At 56.9% G+C, this 23,678-nt stretch carries 13 protein-coding genes; 2 read left to right on the top strand and 11 right to left on the bottom strand.

What is annotated here, in order from left to right:
* Positions 1-125: 125 nt before the first annotated feature.
* The 6 genes from Pla100_RS09905 to Pla100_RS09880 are packed head-to-tail and all read right to left on the bottom strand — an operon-like array spanning position 126 to position 7,055.
* The gene (locus tag Pla100_RS09905; RefSeq protein ID WP_146577539.1) at positions 126-1,112 is read right to left on the bottom strand and encodes an NAD-dependent epimerase/dehydratase family protein; all 987 of its coding nucleotides are present in this window, start codon (positions 1,110-1,112) and stop codon (positions 126-128) included.
* A gap of 5 nt (positions 1,113-1,117) precedes the next feature.
* The gene (locus Pla100_RS09900; RefSeq protein WP_146577538.1) at positions 1,118-3,037 is read right to left on the bottom strand and encodes a VWA domain-containing protein; all 1,920 of its coding nucleotides are present in this window, start codon (positions 3,035-3,037) and stop codon (positions 1,118-1,120) included.
* Positions 3,034-4,143, bottom strand: coding sequence for a VWA domain-containing protein (locus tag Pla100_RS09895; protein ID WP_146577537.1), 1,110 nt, complete (start codon positions 4,141-4,143; stop codon positions 3,034-3,036). The genes Pla100_RS09900 and Pla100_RS09895 overlap by 4 nt, the downstream gene beginning before the upstream one ends.
* A 1-nt stretch (position 4,144) precedes the next feature.
* Positions 4,145-5,137: a hypothetical protein gene (locus Pla100_RS09890; RefSeq protein ID WP_146577536.1), complete on the bottom strand. Its 993-nt coding sequence runs from the start codon at positions 5,135-5,137 to the stop codon at positions 4,145-4,147.
* Positions 5,134-6,066, bottom strand: coding sequence for a DUF58 domain-containing protein (locus Pla100_RS09885; protein ID WP_231602912.1), 933 nt, complete (start codon positions 6,064-6,066; stop codon positions 5,134-5,136). The genes Pla100_RS09890 and Pla100_RS09885 overlap by 4 nt, the downstream gene beginning before the upstream one ends.
* Positions 6,063-7,055, bottom strand: a complete 993-nt coding sequence (locus tag Pla100_RS09880; protein ID WP_146577535.1) for an AAA family ATPase — start codon at positions 7,053-7,055, stop codon at positions 6,063-6,065. Before Pla100_RS09880 ends, Pla100_RS09885 begins: the two co-directional genes overlap by 4 nt.
* Before the next feature lie 234 nt (positions 7,056-7,289).
* On the opposite strand from Pla100_RS09880, the gene Pla100_RS09875 reads away from it, so the two are divergent.
* Positions 7,290-7,895: a peptidylprolyl isomerase gene (locus tag Pla100_RS09875; protein WP_146577534.1), complete on the top strand. Its 606-nt coding sequence runs from the start codon at positions 7,290-7,292 to the stop codon at positions 7,893-7,895.
* 286 nt (positions 7,896-8,181) lie between these two features.
* On the opposite strand, the gene Pla100_RS09870 is transcribed toward Pla100_RS09875, so the two are convergent.
* The 4 genes from Pla100_RS09870 to Pla100_RS09855 all read right to left on the bottom strand — a co-directional run bounded on the left by Pla100_RS09870 (position 8,182) and on the right by Pla100_RS09855 (position 19,846).
* Positions 8,182-9,162: a polyprenyl synthetase family protein gene (locus tag Pla100_RS09870; RefSeq protein ID WP_146577723.1), complete on the bottom strand. Its 981-nt coding sequence runs from the start codon at positions 9,160-9,162 to the stop codon at positions 8,182-8,184.
* A gap of 268 nt (positions 9,163-9,430) precedes the next feature.
* A complete protein-coding gene (locus Pla100_RS09865) occupies positions 9,431-15,463 on the bottom strand; it encodes a PAS domain-containing protein (protein ID WP_146577533.1) in 6,033 nt (2,010 codons plus the stop codon).
* An 8-nt stretch (positions 15,464-15,471) separates the two neighbouring features.
* A complete protein-coding gene (smc, locus tag Pla100_RS09860) occupies positions 15,472-19,050 on the bottom strand; it encodes a chromosome segregation protein SMC (RefSeq protein ID WP_146577532.1) in 3,579 nt (1,192 codons plus the stop codon).
* A gap of 175 nt (positions 19,051-19,225) precedes the next feature.
* On the bottom strand, positions 19,226-19,846 hold the full coding sequence (locus Pla100_RS09855) for a DUF456 domain-containing protein (protein ID WP_146577531.1): 621 nt from the start codon (positions 19,844-19,846) through the stop codon (positions 19,226-19,228).
* Positions 19,847-20,114: 268 nt separating this feature from the next.
* On the opposite strand from Pla100_RS09855, the gene Pla100_RS09850 reads away from it, so the two are divergent.
* A complete protein-coding gene (locus Pla100_RS09850; RefSeq protein WP_146577530.1) occupies positions 20,115-20,717 on the top strand; it encodes an HNH endonuclease in 603 nt (200 codons plus the stop codon).
* 81 nt (positions 20,718-20,798) lie between these two features.
* On the opposite strand, the gene Pla100_RS09845 is transcribed toward Pla100_RS09850, so the two are convergent.
* Positions 20,799-23,414, bottom strand: coding sequence for a sensor domain-containing diguanylate cyclase/phosphohydrolase (locus tag Pla100_RS09845; RefSeq protein WP_146577529.1), 2,616 nt, complete (start codon positions 23,412-23,414; stop codon positions 20,799-20,801).
* Positions 23,415-23,678: the final 264 nt, after the last annotated feature.

Here is a 23,678-nt window from a genome sequence, read left to right as displayed (position 1 = left end):
CTGCATAGATGCAAATTCCTAAGGGCGAGCTGACTGAATCCAGAAACGCCAGACCAGACGCCGGTAATGGATCGACGAAATGGTGGTTCCGCCTCCTTGTAGTTCAATCATCAGTGGCACTTCAATCACCAACGATGATGTTCACGTAGCCAAGCAACCGCATCGTCGAGCGTTTGATCCAGCGGCCGGGTTTGGTAACCGAGTTCGGTTCTCGCTCGGGTGCTGTCGTAGGCGTGGATTTGGTTGGCCATGCGAATCGCGGCGCTGTTGATTTCCGTTTCGCGTCCGGTGAGTTTGGCCCAAACATCGCCGGCCCGACCGGCGATCCATAATTGCGCCGGGCCTGCTCGCATCAAAGGGCCACGCACGCCGGCACGTGTCGCGATCTCGGTCCAGAGTTGTTTGTACGAACAGTTGTGACCGGCCAAGATATATTCACGGCCGTCATCTTCGCCTTCGTCGATCGCCGCGATCGTGGCCGACGCCACGTCGCGGACATCACACACGCTGTTGACCCCGCGCGGACACAAGGGACGCCATTTCTTTCCCACTTCCAAAATCATCCGTCCGCTGCTCGGTTTCCAGTCCCAAGGGCCGAGCATGAAGGCCGGATGAACGATCGCGGCGCGTAACCCTTCGTCGACTAAACGCCAAACCTCTTCGACGCCGGCCCGCTTGCTGTCGACGTAAGAGCATGGGACCTGTCCCCCGGCGTGGTCGAGTGGCGTTTCTTCATCCGACGGGGCATCGCGACGGGCGACCGCGAGCGTGTTGACGGTTCCTACATGCACGAGCTTGCGGTCGTGGCGACAACAAGCTTCGGCGATCACGCGCGCGCCGTCGCGATTGACTTTCATGGACTCGTCACGACGGGTCCAACCGAGATGAATCATGCCCGCCGAATGGATCACCGCATCGGCCCGCGCGATGGCATCGTCGATCACAGATTCGTCGCTCAAATCACCCGATACAAACTCGGTGTCGATGCCCGCGAACACCCTTTCGTCAGGCTGCCCACGGACCAGCGAGATCGATTCGCATCCGGTCTGCGTGAGTTGCCGAAGAATATTGTTGCCGAGCAACCCGGTACCCCCGGTTACAAAAACTTTCATAACGTTTACCAATCCTTGTCCACGGGAACTTGACGCATTCGATTGAGTTGCTGTTGGCGAAATCGCCGGATCATATCGCGGTCGCGAACCGCTTGGAGCATCTTTTGGGCTTCTTCTTCGGTCATTTCCGCCGGCTCGGCCGGTTGAATCGATTCGGTCGCCTCACCAGGCTGGTTCGCATTGGGCTGGCTTTGGTCGGCTGACTTATCGGATTCGAGTTCGCCCTGCGGATCGGCCGGGGCTTGCGGCTCGGACGGGGCTTGCGGCTCGCCTTCGCTGGAACCCTCGTTGTCACTTTCGTCAGCACCCTGGTTATCTTGTTCGCCGTTGTTCTCGCTCGCGTCAGGCGTTGGCTCGGCGGCGGGTTGGTTTTTCGGGTCTTGTTGCTCTTCGCCGGACGGGTCTGATGGATCGGTCGGATTCGACTGATCTGACGGATCGGACTGATCTGATTTTGGTTCTTGCTGCTGATCTTGCTGTTGCTGTTGCTGCTGCGACGAAAGTTGGTCGAGCAACCTGACCGCCCTTTCCAGATTGGCTCGCGCGTCCTCCCATCTCGGACGCAGCCGCAGGGCCGAACGCAGCGACGCGACGGCGGCGGTGAGATCTTCCCGGACGCCTTCGGTTTGTCCTTCCTGAATCGCCGCAGCGGCTTGAGCGACTCTCGCCGTGCCGGCGTTGTACCGCGCGGCCGCAGCGATCCGCAGATCGACCGCACCAGCGGTTTGGTCGAACAAACCGATCGCGGTTTCCAAGTCATCGTTTTGGTAGGCGGCGACGCCCTGGTTGTAAATTGAATATTCGTCCGCGACAGCGTCCGTTGGCATCGCTTGAGCGGCGACATCGTTTCCAACGGTCGACCACGTCAGGACCAACATTATCGCGGCGGCCACTCGGCCTGAGCGGCGACCGCTTCGGCGGCCCGTCATGAGCGTCTCGGTCAGCAACAACATCAACGCCGGAAACGCGAACCACTGAAACCTTGCTTCGTAAGCGTCAATCTTGACGGTATCGAAGTCTGTCTTTTCGATACCGGCGATGTAACGATCGTAGACGGCTTTCATGTCCACCTGTTTGATTCCCGCCGGAACGTAGGCACCGTCGCTGACACGAGCGACTTGTTCGAGGATCTCGCCGTTGAGTTTGGTCACGACCGGCTCGCCTTGGTAACGAACGTAATGCTGAGTCTCTTCATCGGGGATTTTGGCACCGGCAGACATATCGCCCAATCCGATCGTGAAAACGCGAATGCCTTCTTGCTGGTAAAGTTGTTGTGCCATTTTGACCGGTTCGCTTTCTTGGTCTTCACCGTCGGTCAAAACGATCATCACACGGTACGAATTCGTCTTACTTAAAAAACCATCGCCGCCCGCTTCGATCGCGTCGCCCAACCGGGATCCACCACGCCGCAACGAATCGGGGCCAACATCGGCGAGCGTCGTGATGAAATCTTCGTAGTGATTGGTTAATGGAATGATGCGGCGGGTTTCACCGGCAAAGGCGACCAAGCCGACGCGGTCGCCCGCCATCGCGCCGACCATGTCGCGGATCATTTGTTTGGCACGTTCGAGGCGACTCGGCGTGGCGTCTTGCGCCAACATACTTCGGGAAACGTCCAACAGGAACATGATTTCGATTCCCTTTTGAGGGACTTCCCGCCGCGTTTTGCCCCAACGCCAGTCCATCAAGCCGAGTGTCAATAACACGATCGCCAGGACGGATAGCGTTGCTCGAACCCTGCTCGCGATTTTCGTGCGACCGTGAAGCTGGAATACGTCATTGACACGGTCACCGGTCGCGAATCGAACGCGAGCCCGACGGCGGAATCCGTTGGCGATCGCCCAAGCCGACACCACGACGACCGCGACAACGAGCCAAACGACGGCGTCCGCATTTCCGATTTGGATTCCCTCGTCGAGATTCATGCCAACTCCCTCAACCAAAGTGAACCGAGCAGGATTCTCGCAACCAGCGTCACTAACACCAACGTCAACATCGGCGGTAATCGAATCCACCCCGTGAGCCAAGGTTGCACGGCGAGTTCACGATAGTCGACAAATTGCTGGGTTTCGACTTTGGTCTTTTCCAATTCATCGATCGCCGCGTAGATCGCTTCGAGTGAGTCCGTGTCGGTCGCGCGGAACGACTCCGCATCGGTGATCTCCGCAATCCGTTGCAAGGTCGCTTCATCAATGTTGACGGACATCGATTGGAACACGGTTCGCCCGCTGAACGGATCGATCACCGGCACGGGGGCCTCGCCCCGGGTACCGACCCCGATCGTGTACACCTTGATCCCGATTGCGGCCGCCAACTCAGCCGCCTGGACCGGTTCGAGCGACCCGGCATTGCTCTCTCCATCGGTCAACAAAATGATGATCTTGCTTTTGATCTTTTCGTCTTGTCGCGCGTCGAGTGCGTTGAGTTTTTCGGTCGCCAGCGCGATCGCGTCCCCGATCGCGGTGCCGTCTTCATTGCGCCGGTCGACGATGCGGGTGTCGTTGAGGCTGGCGATCAAGAACCCATGATCGAGCGTCGGCGGGGTGACGGCGTCGGCGTAGCCGGCGAAGGTGGCCAATCCGACCAAATCATTGAATCGCCCGGCGAGTTTGGCTTCGTCCTCGCTGCGATCCTCGCCGAACGCTTTACTTCCCAAGACGAACTTTCCGACGACGTTCTTGATGGCGGTTAAACGGTCCACCCTTTCGCCGTCAATGCGGAAATCCATCGCTCGCATACTGCCGCTACGGTCGACGACCAATTCGATGGCGATCCCCTCGCTTTGTGTAACCGTTCGATCACGTCCCTCTCGCGGCCGCGCGAGCGCGATGATCAACAACGTCAATGCGATCAACAGCAATGCGTCCGGTATCCACATCAATCGCTGGCGCAAGGTACGTGGCATCGCAGATGCCCAATCCAACGAACTGAACGAAACAGCCGTCTCGTCGTGACGAGTGAAACGACGCCAAGCGACCAACGGGATCAAGATCAACAACCACAAGAAATGCGGCGAATGAAACAAAGGCATGTTAGCGGCCTCGCTTTCGGTCGCGACGTGACTGCCGAACGAACCCGATCAATCGCTCCGCTTCGCCGATCGCCTGATTCGATCGCGTGGTTGCCACTTCGTTTAGCGAAGGCGTCGTTCCGGACGCACTGAACTTGATCGCATCGGCTCGGCCGAGTACGGATTCGCACGCTTGGAAATCGAGCTCCGGTGCAACCTGTTGGCACTCCGAAATCAGGCGAGACGTCGACGGCGAAGGCCGTGACTGATAGAGGTACACCGTCAAGGCGACTCGCAGGATCTCACGGAGACGTTGTGTGAATTCGACCCATCGCGTCGTGTCGGTTTCGGCATCCGACGTGAACGACTCGACTGCAACCCTGAGCTTGGACAACTCATCGGCACACCACCTCAGCGGCTCACTACCGCGGCGTCGATACCATACAGTCAATGCGGCCAGGATCGTCGCGGCGAACAACGCACCCGCCAACCCGATGATTCGATCGGACCTCGGCGGCGAGCTTGATTCGGGCTCTCTTGAAATGATTCCGGCGATCTCTCGCAGCGGTTCATCGGCTTTCTCGATCACACCCGCCACGTTGATCGCAACCGGGTCGGTTTGCAACGCGGTCGATTGCCCGTCGCAGGTCACACTCACGCCGATCGAGGGAATCGTTTGTTCGCCCAAGCGGATCGTTTCCAGCGTATACGTTCGCGACCAAAGTCGTTGGTCTTCGTCCGCCGTTGATAGGGGGACATCCTCGAGATCGGCAGCCGCAATGATGTCGAAAACGCCCAAAGCTTTCGCGATGCTTTCGCCTTCAGCAGCCGGTTCGCTGAATTCAATCCTGCATCCCGGTTCCACGATCGCTTCGACGCGGAACGTGAAGGTCTCCGCGATTAGCACGTCCGTCTTGGAGGCAACGGCGCGGATTTCGGGTGTCTTCGCAGTGGCCGTGGATGCTCCCACGATCAGAAGGGCTAGACACGATAAGATCGAAACGACTTGTTTCATCGTGAATGCAGTTCCCGAAAATGAAAGTATCGCCGTAGCGGTTCGGCGATGTCTTCGCCGGTTTTCAGGACCAACGGTCTCCACTTGAGCCGGGCGAACAAGGCGTCACGTTGTTGATTTCGTATCGCCGCCAATTCCGCGTACCGGCGACGAACCCTCACGCTTGAAGTATCGATGCTGATCTGACGACCCGACTCGCTATCACGCAGTCGCACCAGACCGACACTGGGCATCACCGACTCCCGTTCGTCGGTAAGCACCACCGGAATCACATCGTGCCGACGACCGAAGACCCGCATCGCTTTTTCGATCTTCCGCTCGGGGTCGTTCATCACGAAATCGCCGAGCCAAAACACGACGCTGCGTCGATGAACCGTGCGACCGAGGTGTTCGAGCAATGCGAGCGGATCCGTGCGAGTGCCTTCGGGCTGTTGGTAGAGCAACTCACGGATAAATCGCAAAACGTGCCGTGCTCCCTGACGTGGCGGAATGTGTTTTTCGATCCGGTCGGTGAACAAGGTCATGCCGACCTTGTCATTGTTCTTGATCGCGGACATGGCGATCGTTGCCGATGCGTCGATCGCGAGTTCTCGTTTGGTTTGATGTTGGGTTCCGAAGTCGATGCTGCGACTGGCGTCGACCAATAACATCACCGCAAGCTCACGCTCTTCGCGGAACAGTTTGACGAACGGCGAATCGGCTCGGGCGGTCACGTTCCAATCGATCGCCCGAACGTCATCGCCGATTTGATAGGGGCGGACTTCTTCGAATTCGATCCCGCGTCCCTTGAATGCCGAGTGCCAACCGCCGACCAGCAACTCATCGACGCGGTGCGACGTTTGCAATTGAATGCGCCGAACCCGTTTAAGAATGTCGTTGGGAGTGGTCGCCTCCGACGTGTTCGGATCGCCGCGTCGGCCCCACATCATGGAACCGAAACGCCTCGAAGGATGTCCGCAACGATCGATTCGCTGGTTCGTTCTTCCGCTTCGGCCTCGTACGTGATCGCGACGCGGTGTCGCATCACATCGAGAGCAAGTTCTTGAACGTCTTCGGGAAGCACGTAGCCGCGTCCATTCAGGAATGCGTTGGCTTTTGCCGCGAGAGCCAAACTGATCGACGCACGCGGCGACGCACCGAATTGAATCAATCCGTCCAACGCCAACCCATACGCCGCCGGCCGACGAGTCGCCATGACGAGGTCGACGATGTAGCCTTCGATCTTGGGATCGATATGAATGGAATCGACCTGAGAACGCGCCAACATGATCTCTTGCGGCGTGGTGACCGGGGTGACGTTCAACTTGGGAGCCGTCTTGCTCATCCGGCGGAGGATTTGCAGTTCTTCGTCCCGGTCCGGGTAGTCCACAATGACTTTGAGCAAGAAACGGTCGGTTTGGGCTTCGGGCAGGGCGTAAGTGCCTTCCTGTTCGACCGGGTTCTGGGTCGCCATGACGAGAAACGGTTCCTCGAGTGGGAAGGTTTCACCCCCGATGGTGACCTGACGTTCCTGCATCGCTTCGAGCAACGCGCTTTGCACCTTCGCGGGAGCCCGGTTGATTTCGTCGGCCAAAATCAAGTTGGAAAAGATTGGGCCTTTCTGAACCACAAAACTTTGGTCTTGGGGACGGTAAACCTGGGTGCCGATCAAGTCGGCCGGCAATAGATCAGGGGTAAATTGCAAACGCTGGAAATCGGTCCGGATGGACTTGGCCAGGCTCGCGACGGCGGTCGTCTTGGCCAATCCGGGAACCCCTTCGATCAACAAATGACCACCGGTTAACAGACCGATCAGCATCCGGTGTACAAGTTTTGACTGTCCGACCAAAACGTTGCTGATCTCTGTCGCGATTCGGCGAAACGGCTCGCTCTGGTGACTCAAGTCGACGTCGGTGGGCGATTCAAACGAGGAGGGCATGGCAATCCGGCGGGTGAAAATTCAATCTTGACGAAATATTAGAGCAACTATTCGAATCCAACACCCTATCGGTTCGATTCATGCATGGCGACGCCTGTCGGAAACGAAAACCAAAGCTACCTGGTCGACGTAATCGGTCCAGTTGGGTTGGAGTTGTGGACGCAATTCTGCTTCAATACCACCTCGTTTTCGGGACGATCCCCGCTTTGCCCCCTTTCGGAGTTGAATTCACAGATGGCTTACCGCACTTTCCTGTTCACCGTCGCCGCATTGGCATGTTTGGCAACTCGATCGGCTTCGGCTGCCGATCCGATGGCCGCTGAAGTCACCAATAAGGTCTATTTCGATGTCGCGATCGGTGGCGAGCCCGCTGGCCGCATCGTGATGGGCTTGTTCGGCAAAGACGTGCCCAAGACCGTCGAAAATTTCCGGGCACTCAGCACGGGCGAAAAAGGCGAAGGCAAATCGGGAATGCCGCTGGATTACGAAGGCAGCTACTTTCACCGCGTGATTCCTCAATTCATGCTTCAAGGCGGCGATTTTACGCGTGGTGATGGCACCGGTGGTGAAAGCATTTACGGGATGAAGTTTGCCGACGAAAATTTCAAGTATGACCACACGGGTGCTGGATTGCTAAGCATGGCCAACGCGGGACCGAACACCAACGGCTCGCAGTTCTTCATCACGACCGTCGCGACGCCCCACCTGAACGGCCGTCACGTCGTTTTCGGTCGCGTGCTCGAGGGCATGGATGTGGTCAAGAAAGTTGAAGCCAACGGCAGCGGAAGTGGCCGGCCGCGAGCGGCGATCAAGATCACCGAAGCCGGCGAGCTGAAGTAGCCCACCGAAACTGATCCGGGTTTCATTTTTCGGTGGCGACGCTCGGAAGGTGACGGTTCAATCACGAATGCTGGCTTAAAACGGGCCGACGGCTGTTAGACCCATACCGCTCAATCAAGATTCTAAAAAGTCGATTGAGCGGTAATGACCACTAGGCCTGCCGCTAACGGCGTGTTGACTTAATCGTAATCCGAAGCGTTAGCAAGGGATTCATCACCATTAAGTCCTTTGTATGTATCCCTCGCTCACGCTTCGGGTTACGATGCAAACTAAATCAACGGCCCGCCTAGAAACGTCGATCAACTGAGAAATCCGCGATCATCATCAGCGAGCGAAGGGCGGCCGACGGGGTCAGGTGGTCGATCGCAGCGATCGCGTCGCATCGGTACCGGTTAGCGACCTCGCGGGTGTATTCGGCTGCGTCGCTGTCTCGCAGCAGTGGACGAATTCGTTCCAAACGCTCGGCGGGCTTGGCTCGCAATGCCTCGATCGCTTTGTGAGCGATCTTCGGGTCATCATGCCGCAGCAAACGGATCAAAGGGAGTGTGATCTTGCCCTGTTGGAGATCGGTGCCGAGCGTTTTGCCGATCTCGGCATCGTCGCCCCAGAGATCCAAAAAATCGTCGGCGATTTGGAATGCGATCCCCAGATCGTTGCCGTACTTGCCGAACGCCTCAACGGTCACTTGGTCGGCACCACTGAGTTGAGCCCCGAGCTGACACGAGACGCGGGTTAACTCGGCGGTTTTGCCGCGGATCATGTCGAGATAGGTTTCTTCATCGATGTCCAACCAATCCCGTCCGAGGACTTGGCGCAACTCACCTTCGCAGACGGCTTGAGCGGCTTGTCCGACCCACCGACACGCCAAAGTCGAGGGCAGTGTTGCGGCGAGATAAAAGCTTTGAGCGAACAGATAATCGCCCAACAAGATACTCGTGTCGTCGTTCCATCTCGCGTTAATAGTGGGGACATGTCGTCGCGTACTGGCTTTGTCGAGCACGTCGTCATGAATCAGGGTCGCGGTGTGGACCATTTCAACGACGCTCGCCATCACGATGTGGTCATCGGTCAGATTGGTAGACCGGCGAGCGGGATCGCATGCGATGCCGGAGAGCAGGAGCAAAGCCGGACGCAATCGCTTGCCGCCGAGCTGGGTTCCGTGCTGCAACACGGGGCGTAAGGCTTCGTATCGTGACTGCAACTCGAGGTGCAAGCGAGCATCAACCGATCGAAGTTCGTCCGCGATCGGTTGGTAGACGACGCCCATTGCAGCTGCGACCGGCGGGGAGTTCGTTCCGTTGATCGGCGGATCTTGATGATCACCCTGCAGCTCGGAAACGATCGAAGGGGGTTCCGTCAGGCAGTCGGAAGAAGCGAGAGGTTGATCCATCATCATGAGCCGCAGCGGGAGAATCGATAGCGGAAAGAAGCGAAGGCGGTTGGGCGTCGGGAATTGGCTTATCCCAGTTTCAACCGCATTGGAAAAGCCCACTTAACTCGTCCCGGACGATCCACGGATGTTTGGTTGGCGGAATTCAGGGGAATTGTCCCAGCATTTCAAAGACTTTTTGGAGCATCACGCGTTTGTCGATCGGTTTGCTCAAGTAATCGTTACAACCTGACTCCAAGCATTTGCTCATGTCGCCCTGCATCGCGTCGGCGGTCAACGCGATGATTGGTGCGGTGTAACCAAGGTCTCGCAGTTTTCTTGCGGTTTGGTAGCCGTCCAAGTTCGGCATTTGCATGTCCAAAATCACAAGGTCTGGGCAGTTGGGTTGACCCAGACAATCGGCGATGTATTCGACGGCCAATTGTCCGTCTTCGCATTCGTCGACGCTTGCGCCGGCCTGGTTCAAGATTCGTTTGCTCAGAAAGCGAATGTCTCTGCGATCGTCGACGATCAAAACGTGGCAATTCAATCGATCGACTGGAGAGCCCGCCGGGGGTGCTTCAGATAGCGCGGGCAAGGGCTCGGCTATATACTCAATCAAAGTTTCCTCGTCGATGTTTCCGGTCGCGATGCTGACGGTGAACGTGCTGCCGACGTTTTCGGTGCTGCTGACCAAGATCCTTCCGCCGAGCATCTCGGCGAGTCGGCGGCTAATCGCCAGTCCCAAACCGGTACCGCCGAAGGTCCGCGTGACACTCGCATCGCCCTGCGAGAACGGCTGAAACAAACGTTGCTGTTGTTCTTCGGACATTCCGATGCCGGTATCAATGACGTCAAAATGCAACATGCCGTCGTGGTAATGAACTCGGATATTGACGCGGCCCTTGCGAGTGAATTTGATCGCGTTGCCGACCAAATTAATCAAGATCTGTTTCAAGCGTTTGGCGTCCGCTTCGATCATTCGCGGTAGTTTACCGTCGTACTGAATGGTTAATTCCAAATTGCTTTCAGTGGCTCGCACTCCCATGATGCTGTGAACGTCTTCGATGACCCGGCGAGGTTCGAATCGCTCCCGATCGATCTCAAACTTACCGGCTTCGATTTTGGACAAGTCCAAGATGTCGTTGATGATGTCGAGCAGATAATCACCGTTGCGACGAATGGTGTTGAGATACTTGGTCGCATCCTCATCTTTCACGTATTCTCGCAACAAGTCCGCATAGCCTAGGATGGCGGTCATCGGGGTGCGGATTTCATGGGACATGTTGGCAAGAAATTCGCTCTTGGATGCGTTGGCCAATTGTGCTTGGCGCTCGCTTTGACGCAACGCTTCGGCGTGTAAGTGCTCATGGGTGGAATCCCAATTGACACCATACATGCGCACCACCCGCCCCTCTTGGTCACGAACGACTTCGCCCAGACCATTGATCCAACGTACTTCGCCGTCGGGACGAAAGATCCGAAACTCGGCGTCGTAAAGATCGGACTGTTCGATCGCCGCATTCCAAGCTCGTTTGAGCTTGTCGATGTCGTCGGGATGAACCAACGAGAAGAACCGATCGGTCGAAGCTTCTTCGGTTCGGTCGATCCCCAAAAGGTCATACAGTTCGGGCATCCAGATGCTCTTAGTCGGTGTCCATTCCCAAGCCGCCATGCCGCCGGCCCGAAGTGCCATCTCCAGTCGTCGGGTCACCGAGCGTTGCTCTTGTTCCATCTTGACCCGCTCGCGAATGTCCACACCCGACGGGATGAGGTATTCGACGTTGCCCTGTTCATCGAACACGGGTGCGATCATGAAGTCGATCATGACGCCTTCATCGGTATGGGAAAACAATGACACGTCGTATCGAACCACTTCGCCGGCGACTGCTCGTTGCATCGACTCACGCATCCGCTGAGCGACGGCCGGGTCGTAGTTCCACCATGGAGCGTCGGCAAAGTGAAAACCGATGACGTCTTCACGTCGTGTTTTTGCGATCGCAAGTGACCGATCATCGACCTCCAATAGAATCCCTTGTCGGTCGATGACACCGACTAGACCGAGTTGATTGTTGATAACGCGACGTAAATTGGCTTCGCGTCGGGCGGTCTCCATTTCTCGCTCCTTGCGATCGGTAACATCCAAAACCACCCCGTAGAACTGTGGTGGTTGAAGGTCGCTCGCTTGATGAATCTCGTCGCGATTAGAAATTTCGCGTGGCTTATGCACCTTGCCGACAGCGCGGACGTGACGGATTTCACCATTTTTTAGCCGGATGGGGTACTCTTCGTCGTAGGTGCCGCCGTTTTCTGCCGCGTCTTCGATGGCGGCGATGACTCGCTTTCGCACCGGCTCATCCATTTGCGAGAGGAAATCTTCCAGGAGGAGGTTTTCGTTGGGATCGAAACCGAACATCCGGTTGAGTGCCGGGTTGGAAATCAGGTCGTCCGTTTCCATGTTCCAATTCCACGTCGCCACGCCGGATACTTCGAGCGAGAGTTCGAGTCTCGCTTTCGCATCAGCCAGTTCGGTTTGCATTTGTCGACGATCATGAATGTCGATGGCCGAGGGGATCAGGTGGGTGACATTACCCGTGGAGTCTCGGACCGGGTTGAGCATGAAGTCCAGAATGCGTATGTTACCGCCGGCGGACCGGTAAGGTAAATCTTGTCTCACCGATTCGCCTTCGGCGGCACGGCGGACGCATGCTTGAAGCTGCGATTGCACTCGGGGCGAGAAACTCCACCAGTACAAATCCCAGAATTTTTCCCCGACGACTTCGTCACGTTTCAAATCGGCGGCATCGAGGGCCGGCGCGTTGGCTTCACGCAGGGTGCCATCGGTTTCTAAAACACCGATGAACGCGATGGTGTTGTCGAGCACACGGCGTAGATGTGCTTCCCGATCTGCCAGTTCCAACTCCGACGTTTTGCGGTAAGTGATGTCTTTGGTGACCAATGTCGCGTGAGTCGGCATGGCGGGCTGCGCCGAACGATCGAAGTAAACCTGTTTCCTCGCACTGATCCACCGGACTTTCCCATCGGGCAGAACGATTCGGTGGTCCAGATCGCACAAGCCGTCACCATCGGGATCCAAACAGGCCTCGATTTGATGGTGGATGTAATCACGATCATCCGGATGAAAAATCGAATGCAATTGTCGGCGGTTGATGTTCATTTCGGTGTCGCCGAGACCGTAGATTTGGGCGGCTTGGGCGGTCAACTCGATCGTGTCGGTTTGATAGTCGACGCGGCCCAAACCCAGGCTCGCGACTGCGACTCCGATTCGCAGTTGATCTTTGGATTCGATCAATGCTTTCTCGGCGCGTTTTTGGTCGTCGATGTCGGTGTTCATCCCGACCCAACGTTTGATCGACCCGTCGACATTGCGTTGGGCGACCGCTCGGACTCGCGTCCATCGATACTCGCCACTATGGTGACGCAATCGATAGTCCAGCAACATCCGTTGTCCGGTTTCCAGGACGTTCGACCAAGCGGTCATCGTCGGCTCGCGGTCATCGGGATGAATCGCATCGAGCCAGCCGTGCCCTTTCCATTGTTCGTAGGTTTGTCCGGTGAATGCCCTCCAACTCGGCGAATCACTATCCACGACGCCTTCGGCGTTTGTGATCCAAACGATTTGAGCGGAGGCGTCGACGAGCAGTTCGAACAGCTCTTGGCTTTCACGAATTTGCGACACGTCGGTGAACGTGACTACGATGCCTTCGGATTTACCAGTGTGCGATTGATAGGGCAACACGCGGCGGATGTACGACTTACCCGATCGTGCGAGAACGGTGTGTTCGATCGCATCGCCGTCGCGAATCGATTGTGGGGACGGCAACGGCGGCATGTCATCGACTTCGGGCACAAACCGCTGCAGCGGTCGTCCGATGTCGGTCGGGATCAACGAATAGATATCCGCGATCGCGGGCGTGAAGCTGCGGATGTTGAGGTCGTCGTCCAAAAACACGGTGGCGATCTCCGTGCTGCGAAGTAAGTTTTCCAGGTCGGCGTGTGCCTGGGCAACCGCTTCACCGGTCGCTCGGATTTCCTCTTTGGACGTTTCGAGTTCTTCGTTGGCCGATTGCAACTCCTCGTTCATCGACAGCAGTTCTTCGTTGGACGACTTCAACTCCTCGTTGGCCGTTTCCATTTCTTGCATCAACCGTTCTAGATCATCTCGCGTGGTGGCGAGTTCTCGTTCGAGATGTTCGATCATGGTTTCGTACTTGGTCGTCGACGTCACCAAGGCTTTGGATGCTTCCGCTTCATTGTCGTCATGCAGACGATCATCCCCGATCGGGATAGGCAATCCGACGTCGTGGAAGACGACCAAAAACAACCCGCTTTCCTCACCCAATCGCATCATGGGCTGCACCGTCAACCGAACACGTTGTTTGCCATCGTCGGTTTGGACAGAGAGGTTTTCATGGGTGACACGGCGGCGTTTCGATTTGGCTTCCGCGAAGGCGGCCCGCAGGCCGATCCGCAGCTCGCGGCGAGCCATCTTGACAACATTATTCCGGAAAGCGCCTTCGCCGGTCGAAAGGTACTTGTTCGTTTCACCGGACGTGCAGATCACCTGGCCGTCTTCATCGATGACGATCGACTTGGGCGCGAACTCGTCCAAGATGATCCGCTGCATGATCTGAACGATATCCGTTTTATCGTCGTCCAGAGGGGATGTCCCCGGTGAACGAGTGAATCCACCAACGTCGCTGCGAAAAGATACCTGGGAGGATCGGCCGATCGATGTTCCTTTGCGTTGGCTGATGCGATGCTTGGTGTCGATGTTGCGGAACAGTTCACCGTGAGACGACATGCTTTCGCTGGGACCCAAGAATAAATATCCATTGGGACGTAGGGCATAATGAAACAGCGGAATCAGTTTCTTTTGCAGGTGAGGTCCGAGGTAGATCAGCAGGTTGCGACACGAAATCAGATCCTGGCGTGAAAACGGCGGATCGCTGATCAAGTTATGCGGCGAAAACAGAACCCGCTCTCGAATTTCTTTCACAACGTGATATCGCTTGCCCTTCTTGATGAAGAACCGTTTGAGTCGTTCTTCGGAAACGTTGTCGACGATTCCGATCGGGTAGACGCCCTGACGTGCGGTGCCCAACGCACGTTCGTCGATGTCGCTGGCGAAAACTTGAAAGGATTGCTCACGTTCGCCCAAGAACTCTTGGCACAAGATCGCAATCGAATAGGCTTCTTCTCCGGTAGCGCAACCGGGGACCCAAATCCGTACGACATCGTCGCCTGTTCTATTTTCAAAAATCTTGGGAATGACTTCATTGGCCAGTCTCGCGAACGCGTCGGGGTCGCGAAAGAACGCCGTCACGCCGATCAACAACTCTCGAAAAAGGTTACTAGCTTCGTCCGGATCCTCATCGATTCGATCGACATAATCAGACACCCGAGCGATCTTGAGCACTTGCATCCGACGTTGGATGCGACGTCCCAACGTGGTGGGTTTGTAGTGTTGGAAGTTATGGTTGGTTTCCCGCAGCAAACGCTCGGCGATTTCGGGGATCGCCTGTTCGATGCTTTCGGTCAATGACTTGCCTCGAAATTTGACTGACGTATGGTCCATGTATTTGACGTAGTTGACGAGTTCCTCGGCTATCGCTGCGGGCGGCATCACGTGATCGGCGACGCCTGTTGTGGCCGCATTACGTGGCATCGAATCGAACTTGGCCGATTCGGCGTCCTGAGCGAAAGTCATGCCGCCATGATCGCTGATCGATTTCAGGCCTAGCGTTCCGTCGCTGCCGGCACCCGAAAGGATGATGCCGATGCCGCGTTCCCCTTCCTGACTCGCGATCGAGTGAAAAAAGTGGTCAATCGGAGCGATCTTGCGGCGTTCGTTGACGGTACCATCAACGTCATCATCAACGAGTACGAGGAAACCATCTCGAGCTTCAAGCAACCCTTGCGGAGGGCAAAGATAGATCGTATCAGGCCGGATACGAATCGGCTGATCGAACTCGACCACGTCCATCGTGGTGTGAGATCGCAGCAAAGATGCCAGCAGCGATTTGGAGTTCGCCTCAAGATGCTGGACGAATACGATCGCCACCCCAAGGTTAGGTTCCAGCGAGTCCAGAAACGACGTGAAGGCATCCAGTCCGCCCGCTGAAGCACCGACCGCTACAATGAAGGGAGTGTCGTTTGTCGTGCTGTTTGATTTCATCAATCTGCTTAGGCCGCGTTGATTTGGCCGTCTTCACTAACGTCTTCGAATCGGATCGAGACCTGTTTACTCACGCCCGATTCTTGCATCGTGACACCGTAAAGCGTGGTCGCGGCGGTCATCGTTTTCTTGCTATGGGTGACGACGACAAATTTGGATTGGTCCAAGAACTCGCTCAGCACGGTGACGAACCGGCCGATGTTCGCTTCATCAAAGGGCGCATCGACTTCATCGAGTACGCAGAACGGGCTGGGACGATACTGGAAGATCGACATCAACAATGCCACCGCCGTGAGTGCTTTCTCACCGCCCGAGAGCAACGAATTGCTGAAGCTCGGTTTGCCCGGCGGAGTGGCGACGATCTCGACTCCGGCTTCGAGCGGGTCGTCGGAATCCTCGAGTACCAAGTCGGCATGACCGCCACCGAAGGACTTGCGATACAGCTTTTGAAAGTTTTGACGGATCGCTTCGAGGGTATCCAAGAACAACCGACGCGAATCGGCGTTGATACGGGCGATGACGCGTTGCAGGGAATCCTTGGCGGCGGTCAAGTCCTGATATTGTCCGTGCAATTCGTCGTAGCGGACTTGCAGTTCGTTGAGTTCTTCCAAAGCTTCCATGTTGACCGATCCGACGTTTTGGACCTGGGCACGAAGCTTGGCGATCTCTTCATCGACGGCGCTGCGGTCGTCGATTTCGGCGAGTTCCTCGGGCGGCTCGTCGTTTTGCAGATCGATGCCGTAGTCCTCGGCGATCCGCTGCGCCAAGGTTGTCTTTTTCAAGTCGGCCGCGTCTCGGGCGGTTGTGATGGCGGCAACGGCTTCGGCGGCGGCGGCGACGGCTTTGATCGCGGCTTGAGTTTGCGTTTGAACGGAGCGGCTCGCCGATCGTTCGGCGTCGACGCGAGTCGCCAAACCACGGAGCGTCGCGTCGAACGATTCCATCTCGATCAGCAAGACGGCGAGCCGGTCATCCGCCTGCACGATGCGGGTTTCGAGTTCCGACATCCGCTCGCGGGTGTGCGTCATCGCGTCGCGAATTTCCTGCTTGGCCGCTTCACGCTGGGTTTGATCACGGCGAGCGACTTCGGCCGCCGTCGTCAGCGATTCGACCTGCTGTTCCAAGCGAGCCGACTCGACCGACACCCGCATTGCTTCGGCTTGAACGGATTGCAACTTCGACGTCGCGGCAGCGAGTTGGTCGTCGACGGCATGTCGTTGTTGTTCGAGTTGTTCGATCGATGCCTTTCCCTTAACGATGGCTTCGGCCAAGGTTTGGTCTTGGACGCGAGCGGCGTCGAGGGTTTCTTGATGCTCGGCGTTGGCCGTTTGCAATTCGTCCATCGCCGCTTGACGACTCGCCAATCGTTCGGCAACGTGATGTTGTTTGGCTTCGGCGGCTGCGTGGCGGGTGATCAGGTCGCGTTGGGTTTGTTCGCAGCGGCCTCGCTCGGCGGCGTTCTCGTCAATCTCAGTGCTCAATCGCTGGAGTTCGTCCTCGCCTGAGGCGATCTGCGAAGCGTAGTGGCTCATCTCCGCTTGAGCGGCTTGCAGTTCGCTGCGACGGCTGACTAGTCCGGTTTCGCCGCCGGGCGGTCCGACGACGCTCGAACCGTCGTTGTCGAGCAGATCGCCCGACGCGGTCACGAAACGCAGACCCGCGCCGGATAGCTTTCGCAAGCCCAGGGCGGTACCGAGCGAATCGACCAGCCAGGTGTTTCCGAGCAAATGTTTGACCAACGGTTGCAGTGATTCGTCACAATCGACCATCCGGTCGGCCCGCCCGATCACTCCCGCGAGACCATCCAAGCGAATCCGATCCCCGGGGCGGCGGCTGGGCAGTTCGTCCAAGCGGATGATACCCACGCGGCTGGCGATCTTGATCTTGCCGTCGGCGATCGCTTGTCCGATCGCCTCACCGCGAACGATGACGTACTGGGTCCTCGGACCCAAAGCCGCGTCGATCAGGGGAGCGACTTGGCGGTCGACGTTGAAACATTCGGCTACCAATCCGACGAGTTGTTTGCGAAGTTCACCGTCGGACAGGTTCAAGATCTCGCGAACACCGCCGCTAACGCCTTCTTGACGTTTTTGCAATTCGGCGAGCACCTTGGCTCGTTCGGTGATGCCCTGCAAACGAATTTTCAGCGAGCCGATTTCCTCACGCCGTCGTTCGAAAACGCGGCGGGTTTCGGCCAGTTTCGCGTCGGCGATTTCGACGAGTTTGGCCGCCTCATTAATCTGCTCGACTTGTTTAGCGACGGCGATGGTGGCTTCGTCGTGGTCGAGCTTCGCTTGAGCGAGATTTTTCTCGGCGGCCTCGCGGTTGCGGAGCGTCTCAGCGATCGCCCGCTGAGCCCCGACGATTTGTTGGTTAACCCGTTGCCGGTTGGCTTCGTGCTCGGCGACCCGGCGGACGCTTGCGAGGTGTTCGCGTTGCAGTTCTTCGCGGCGAGTTTGGATCGCGTTGACTTGCGTTTGCAATTGGTCCCGCTGCGTCGTGATGGTCGCCTTGGTGGCGGCGACGTCGATCGCCTGGGCTTGGATCGACTCCAGCTCGTCGATGGCTTTTTGCAGATCCGCCGTCGCACTGCCGGACGCCGTTCGGGTGACTCGCAATCGGCGATAGTGTCCGGCCAAAGTTCGGCGCTGTTCACCCAGTGTCGTTTGATCGGACTCGCGACGGCCTTGCAACCGGGCGACTTCGCCGGACAGTTCCCCACGTGTCCGCTCCACCTCGCGGGCTTCTTCGGCGATCGTTTGCAGCCGCATCTCGGCGGCTTGACGTTGTTCCTCGAGCGAATCGCGGGCGGTTTCGGAGGCCTCATGATGGGCGATCGCGGTGGCAAGATTTTGCTCGGCGGATTTCAACTCGTCGTCGAGCGTCATCCAATCGGTCCACGCCACGACCGTTCGCAGTTCCTTGAGTCGGTCGCTCGCCTGGCGATATCGTTCGGCTTTGCCGGCTTGGCTCTTGAGCGTTTTCAAGCGGGTGGCGACTTCGTCGACGATGTCGCCCAAGCGGGTCAGGTTTTGTTGGACGCGGGCGAGTCGCCGTTCGGCTTCGTCTTTTTTGGCTTTGAAACGACTGATGCCCGCGGCCTCTTCAAAGATCGCTCGGCGGTCCTTGGCATTGGCCTGCAACATCCGGTCGACTTTGCCCTGTTCGATCAGGCTGTAGGCGTCGATGCCGATCCCCGTGCCACGGATCAAGGCCTTCACGTCCTTGAGCCGGACGGCCTGTTGGTTGATCAGATACTCGCCTTCGCCACTGCGGTAGACGCGGCGGGTGACGTGGACTTCTTGGGCATCGATCGGCAATTGGCCGCCCGAATTGTCAAAAATGATCGTTGCTTCGGCCGCACCGGCCGGGCCCCGGGTTTGGGAACCTTTGAAGATTACGTCGGACATGTCCTTGCCGCGCAAACTCTTGGCGCTCTGACTGCCCAAGACCCACTTCATCGCGTCGACGATATTGGATTTGCCAGACCCGTTGGGCCCGACGACGACGGTAATCCCATCGGGGAAATCAAAGCGGGTGCGATCCGCAAAGCTTTTGAATCCGGCCAGCTCGAGGGCTTTGAGCATAAGGAAAATTAGGCCGGACGATACGAGGAACAAAACGACAGGACGAAAACCAGCAACCCGGCAGTCCGAGTCAAATGGTCACGCCTCAAGATTAGACAAAACGCCCTCAAAATCATAGTTGTTTCAACCCAAACAACCGCCAAAAAGCGATTCCGGGCTGAGGAAATGGGGCCATTCAGAGGATTACGCTAAATAGGCAAATCAGGACAATCGCCAATCCGGCAACCATTTTCCCTACTGTCCCCGTCGTCCGCCCCCAGAATGCGGCCCGGCCGATTCGCCAATTCTCACGCCACGACCGCCCGTCGTTCCATTCGGCGAACATCGCTCCGGCGGTTGCCCCGAGCCCCCCGAATAACAAGGCCGCCAAAACGGGACCGATGACCGGGACGGGCAAACCCACGATCCCTCCGGTGATGGCACCGACGATCGAGCCGATGATCGAATAGAGCGTGGCTCGGCGGCTCGCTCCGGCTCGACTGGCCCCGACGGCCCCGGCGGCGAATTCGAACAACTCGCCCACGAGACCTAATCCGAAAGCGGCAATCACCGGGAGCAGCCCGACGCCGACCCGTCCCGTTTCGGGACCAAGCCACGCGTAGACGGCCAACGCGAGGACGGCTAACCAATTGCCCGGCAGCGAAATCAGATTCAACAACCAAGCAGCACCGCAAACGACGACCAAAGCGATCGCCAGCAAGACTCCCCCACCCGCCGTTGCGATCTCACCGACGCTCGCGCCGGCCCACAGGAGCCACTGCCAAACGGATTCGAACCAGCGGGACAGGGAAGACATGCAAGCTCAGGATGAAAAAAGGATGAAGGCAAATCAGACCGGCCGGGATACCGGCTACGATAGCGAACCCGTCGATCGTTGGCGTCGTCTATCCCGTAACGAAAGTTGTTGGCCGGACGCTTCGCGGTCGGGTACGATAGGTGAGCCGATTGCCATGCAATTGGGAAGCCAAAACCTCGCTAGACTGATCGTTCACCGCGAGTTCGCCTCTACATGGCACTCCGTGTGATCGCGCAGTGGTTATCCAGTACGAAGGAAAATAAGATCCATGAGCGCACGGGTTCTCGACACGAACGTGTTGGTGTTGAATCGATTTTACATGGCGGTACGAGTGGTCAACGTACGTCGAGCGTTGACGTTGTTGTACCGGGAGTGCGCCGAAGTCATCGATAGCGATGATGGTGCTTTCGTTAGTCATGATTTTGATAGCTGGTGTGAGATCAGCCAACTGGCGGCGTTGGACAAGCAACCCGACGAAGACTTTCTCAAGGCGGTCGATTTCGAAGTCAAAGTGCCTCGAATCGTTCGTCTGACTCGGTTTGATCGGATGCCCGTGCAAACGGTTCGGTTCAATCGACGCAACCTGTTCGCGCGGGACGACTACCGTTGCCAGTATTGCGGCAAAGCCGAACCGACCCACAAATTGAGTCTCGACCACGTGGTTCCACGGTCACACGGTGGGGCCACGACATGGGAAAACATCGTCTGCAGTTGCTTGCGATGCAATAGCCGCAAGGGTGGACGAACGCCTCAACAAGCGAGAATGCAATTGTTGTCTCAACCGGCCCGTCCGCGTTTCAATCCACTGATGACTCAATCAGTCGACGACCCACGCTATCAATCCTGGAAGACGTTCTTGCAGACATCCTGAACGAGTGTGACCAGCATTGCATGTATATCGGGCGTGAAAACTTTCACCGCTCTGTAAAGTCAAACCGAACGCCCACACCGTTTAAGCAAACGATTGTGGGTTTTCGGCCAGGTGAGCGTTCTGAGTTGATCGGCACAGATCCAACAGCGTTTGTGTTTCTTTTAGCAATTCGACCCATTGGATTTCTTCGTCGGAAGCATCCGCAGCCGTCGTGATGCGGCTGGTGCATTCGACCATTGGCATCAAGAAATTTGCTTCGGCGATGTGATTCAGTTCGGTCGCTAATCGCTTGAGTGTTTCGATATCCTGTTTGTCGATGGCGTCGGCAAGCTGTTCGATCTGTTGACCGATTTGGAATGCGACCGGCCTGGAAACGACAAATGCGATCCCGCGACTGGTGGCAAACCCCATCCGCGATTCGCGTCGATCAGTGATCGTCTCGCGGATAAACACTTCCACCAATTCAGGATCAAACTGTGTTCCGCTGTTTCGACGAAGTTCGTCGATCGCCTCTTCGGGCGAGCATCCTCGGCGGTAGGCCTGATCGCTTATCATCGAATCATAGGCATCCGCAATGTTCAACAGACGCGACGCTATCGGCGTACTTTCAAAGTCGAATTTGCGTGACGACTGACGTTCAGCGGACATCGAATGGTGAGTACGGATGATGTTTTCGAGTTCGGCACAGTGGAAAGTCCCGGCGATCATGTCGATGCCGACCGAATTGTGCCGACGCATGATTTTCCATTCGTTTTCGTCGAGCGGTCCGGGTTTGTGCAGCACCGTATCGGGAATACCAATCTTGCCGATGTCATGCAACAAGGCGGCGATCTCAAGCACATAGGTATCACGCTGACACAACAATCCTTTTGCTGCCTTGACACACATGTTGGCAACGCGGCGGCTGTGTTCGGCAGTGGTCGGGTCTCGGTACGCCAACGCGGATACCAACGCATTGACCGCGTTGAAGGGAAGCTTTACCAAATCGGGATCAGCGATTGACTCCGTTTTGGGTTCTTCTTCGCCCAAAACAGAAACGCGATCAGGATCAAACAGGACACTTTGATTCCGTCCACCCCGTTTGGCCACGTACAAACATTCGTCAGCTTGGTTGATGAGGTCTTGAGTCTCGGTGGCACCGAACCGCGTTTCACTGACGCCGATCGACGCGGTCAATCGCAATTCCGCTGGATCTTCCAAGCGGATATTCATGATCGCAAGCCGTGTCCGTTCGGCTTCCTCGTGGGCCTCGTCAAGGTCCAGTCCCGGCAGGACGACGCAAAATTCCTCGCCACCGTATCGACAGACGATGTGCCGTTCTTCGAATATTTCTCGCAATTGCTTGGATACGGCACGCAGAACTTCGTCGCCGGTGTGGTGGCCGTACGTGTCGTTAACACTCTTGAAATGGTCGACGTCGACCATGAAGCACGAAACCGGCCGAGCGTCTTTGCGGTACTGTTCGAGCAGCGGTTGCATTCGTTCAAAGAAGGCACGACGGTTGAGACATCCGGTGAGCGCATCGCGTGTCGCGAGTATCTCGAGTTCTTGATTCTTCTTTTGGATCTCGTCTTTGCTGCGACGCAACATCGTCAACATGTTCTCGAGTTCAACGCGGTGTTTCTCGACGTGGGTGACGTCTTGAAACGTAACCAAGGCCCCCTTTTGTTGCGAGTCGTCGCCGATCGGTCCTGCGTTGACGCTGAAGACGCGATGAACTCCATCGCGACCGGTCATCCGCAGAATCTCTGCCGTGACGCTTTGTCGTTGCTTGATCGCTCGGGTCCAAGGGAACGCATCGCGAGCATCCGCCTTACGAGGGTCCGTCGAAGGAAAGAACCAAGGTAAATCGGCGGCCAACCGGTCAATCAGTTCGTCGCTTTCGAACCCATTGATCTGCAGGAAGTTTTCATTCGCCAGCACGATCTTTCCGTCCCCGTCGAGCACCAACAAGCCTTCGGCAAGCGTGTCGAGCGCTTGACGGACGCGATCGGGAACGACTTGGGTTCGTGAGAACACGCCCATAATTCGCATCATCAATAGCGTATAGGATCCCAATCCACAAACGGAAAAGAACAAGATGAATCCGGTGATTCCCGCGTCCAGTGAATTGCCGAACAACCCTGAGGAAGTGTCTCGGAAACAAAACTCCAGATTTCCCCAAGGAAGGTCTCGGACGATGATCGGAACCTCTAAGCAAACATGCCTATCCAGTGAAGTCGCCGACGTGATCGATGCATCGCCACGGGCACCGTCGGATGCTTCCGGCGGTGTAACCCAAGTCGTAGTCCGCCGATCACGGTGATTCGGCGAAGCGGAGGGACGTGCCCATTCCGGAACGTCATCGACGGGATCATCGACAAGCTTGCTTTCATGATCGATGGTCTGCCAGCACTGTTCGTGATTCTCCGTAGCGACACGCAATTGCCCGAGGTCGGTTCGCAGGCCAACCGACAAAAGGTGCTCGTCTCGCTTGACGATTGCCTGCAACATGCCATCGATCTTCAACCATCGTTCGTGTCGGATGTCATCCAACACGCCGATCGCGATGTTTTGGCAGGTCGATTGGCGCGCACGTTCGATCTGAACCCGCGAGTCCGGGATCAAACCGAACCATTGGGCACCCAAGATCAGACCAAGACCAACGCAAACGAGTGCGAATGCCAGCCTGAACGATGCGAAGATTGCTTTGAACAAAGAGGAATGCCGAAACAAACGGGGGCACGTAACTTTCGGCTCGATCAGGACGGATCGAGCGGCGCAATTCCACCTTTGGAATCGCTCCGTCAACTCTTGGTTACAATTAAGTGAATGCACCCGATCCGTCGTTAACCTTCGCAATCCGAGGCGATAGCGGAGTGCGTCGTATCGAAATGAAGGGGTCGTAACGGTTTTTTCGATCCAGCTGCCCCATTCGGTCGTATCGCTGGTACCGGATTTGCCCTCTTGATGGTCCCCTAC

Source organism: Neorhodopirellula pilleata (assembly GCF_007859915.1).
Taxonomy (GTDB): Bacteria; Planctomycetota; Planctomycetia; order Pirellulales; family Pirellulaceae; genus Rhodopirellula; species Rhodopirellula pilleata.
The sequence above is the reverse complement of the archived record's forward strand: the minus strand, read 5'-3'. Positions and strand labels throughout refer to the sequence as shown.

Bases quoted from the DNA above. Each gene is read 5' to 3' on its own strand.
- Pla100_RS09905 (WP_146577539.1), bottom strand. From the start codon at position 1,112: ATGAAAGTTTTTGTAACCGGGGGTACCGGGTTGCTCGGCAACAATATT.
- Pla100_RS09900 (WP_146577538.1), bottom strand. From the start codon at position 3,037: ATGAATCTCGACGAGGGAATCCAAATCGGAAATGCGGACGCCGTCGTT.
- Pla100_RS09895 (WP_146577537.1), bottom strand. From the start codon at position 4,143: ATGCCTTTGTTTCATTCGCCGCATTTCTTGTGGTTGTTGATCTTGATC.
- Pla100_RS09890 (WP_146577536.1), bottom strand. From the start codon at position 5,137: ATGAAACAAGTCGTTTCGATCTTATCGTGTCTAGCCCTTCTGATCGTG.
- Pla100_RS09885 (WP_231602912.1), bottom strand. From the start codon at position 6,066: ATGATGTGGGGCCGACGCGGCGATCCGAACACGTCGGAGGCGACCACT.
- Pla100_RS09880 (WP_146577535.1), bottom strand. From the start codon at position 7,055: ATGCCCTCCTCGTTTGAATCGCCCACCGACGTCGACTTGAGTCACCAG.
- Pla100_RS09875 (WP_146577534.1), top strand. From the start codon at position 7,290: ATGGCTTACCGCACTTTCCTGTTCACCGTCGCCGCATTGGCATGTTTG.
- Pla100_RS09870 (WP_146577723.1), bottom strand. From the start codon at position 9,162: ATGGGCGTCGTCTACCAACCGATCGCGGACGAACTTCGATCGGTTGAT.
- Pla100_RS09865 (WP_146577533.1), bottom strand. From the start codon at position 15,463: ATGAAATCAAACAGCACGACAAACGACACTCCCTTCATTGTAGCGGTC.
- smc (WP_146577532.1), bottom strand. From the start codon at position 19,050: ATGCTCAAAGCCCTCGAGCTGGCCGGATTCAAAAGCTTTGCGGATCGC.
- Pla100_RS09855 (WP_146577531.1), bottom strand. From the start codon at position 19,846: ATGTCTTCCCTGTCCCGCTGGTTCGAATCCGTTTGGCAGTGGCTCCTG.
- Pla100_RS09850 (WP_146577530.1), top strand. From the start codon at position 20,115: ATGAGCGCACGGGTTCTCGACACGAACGTGTTGGTGTTGAATCGATTT.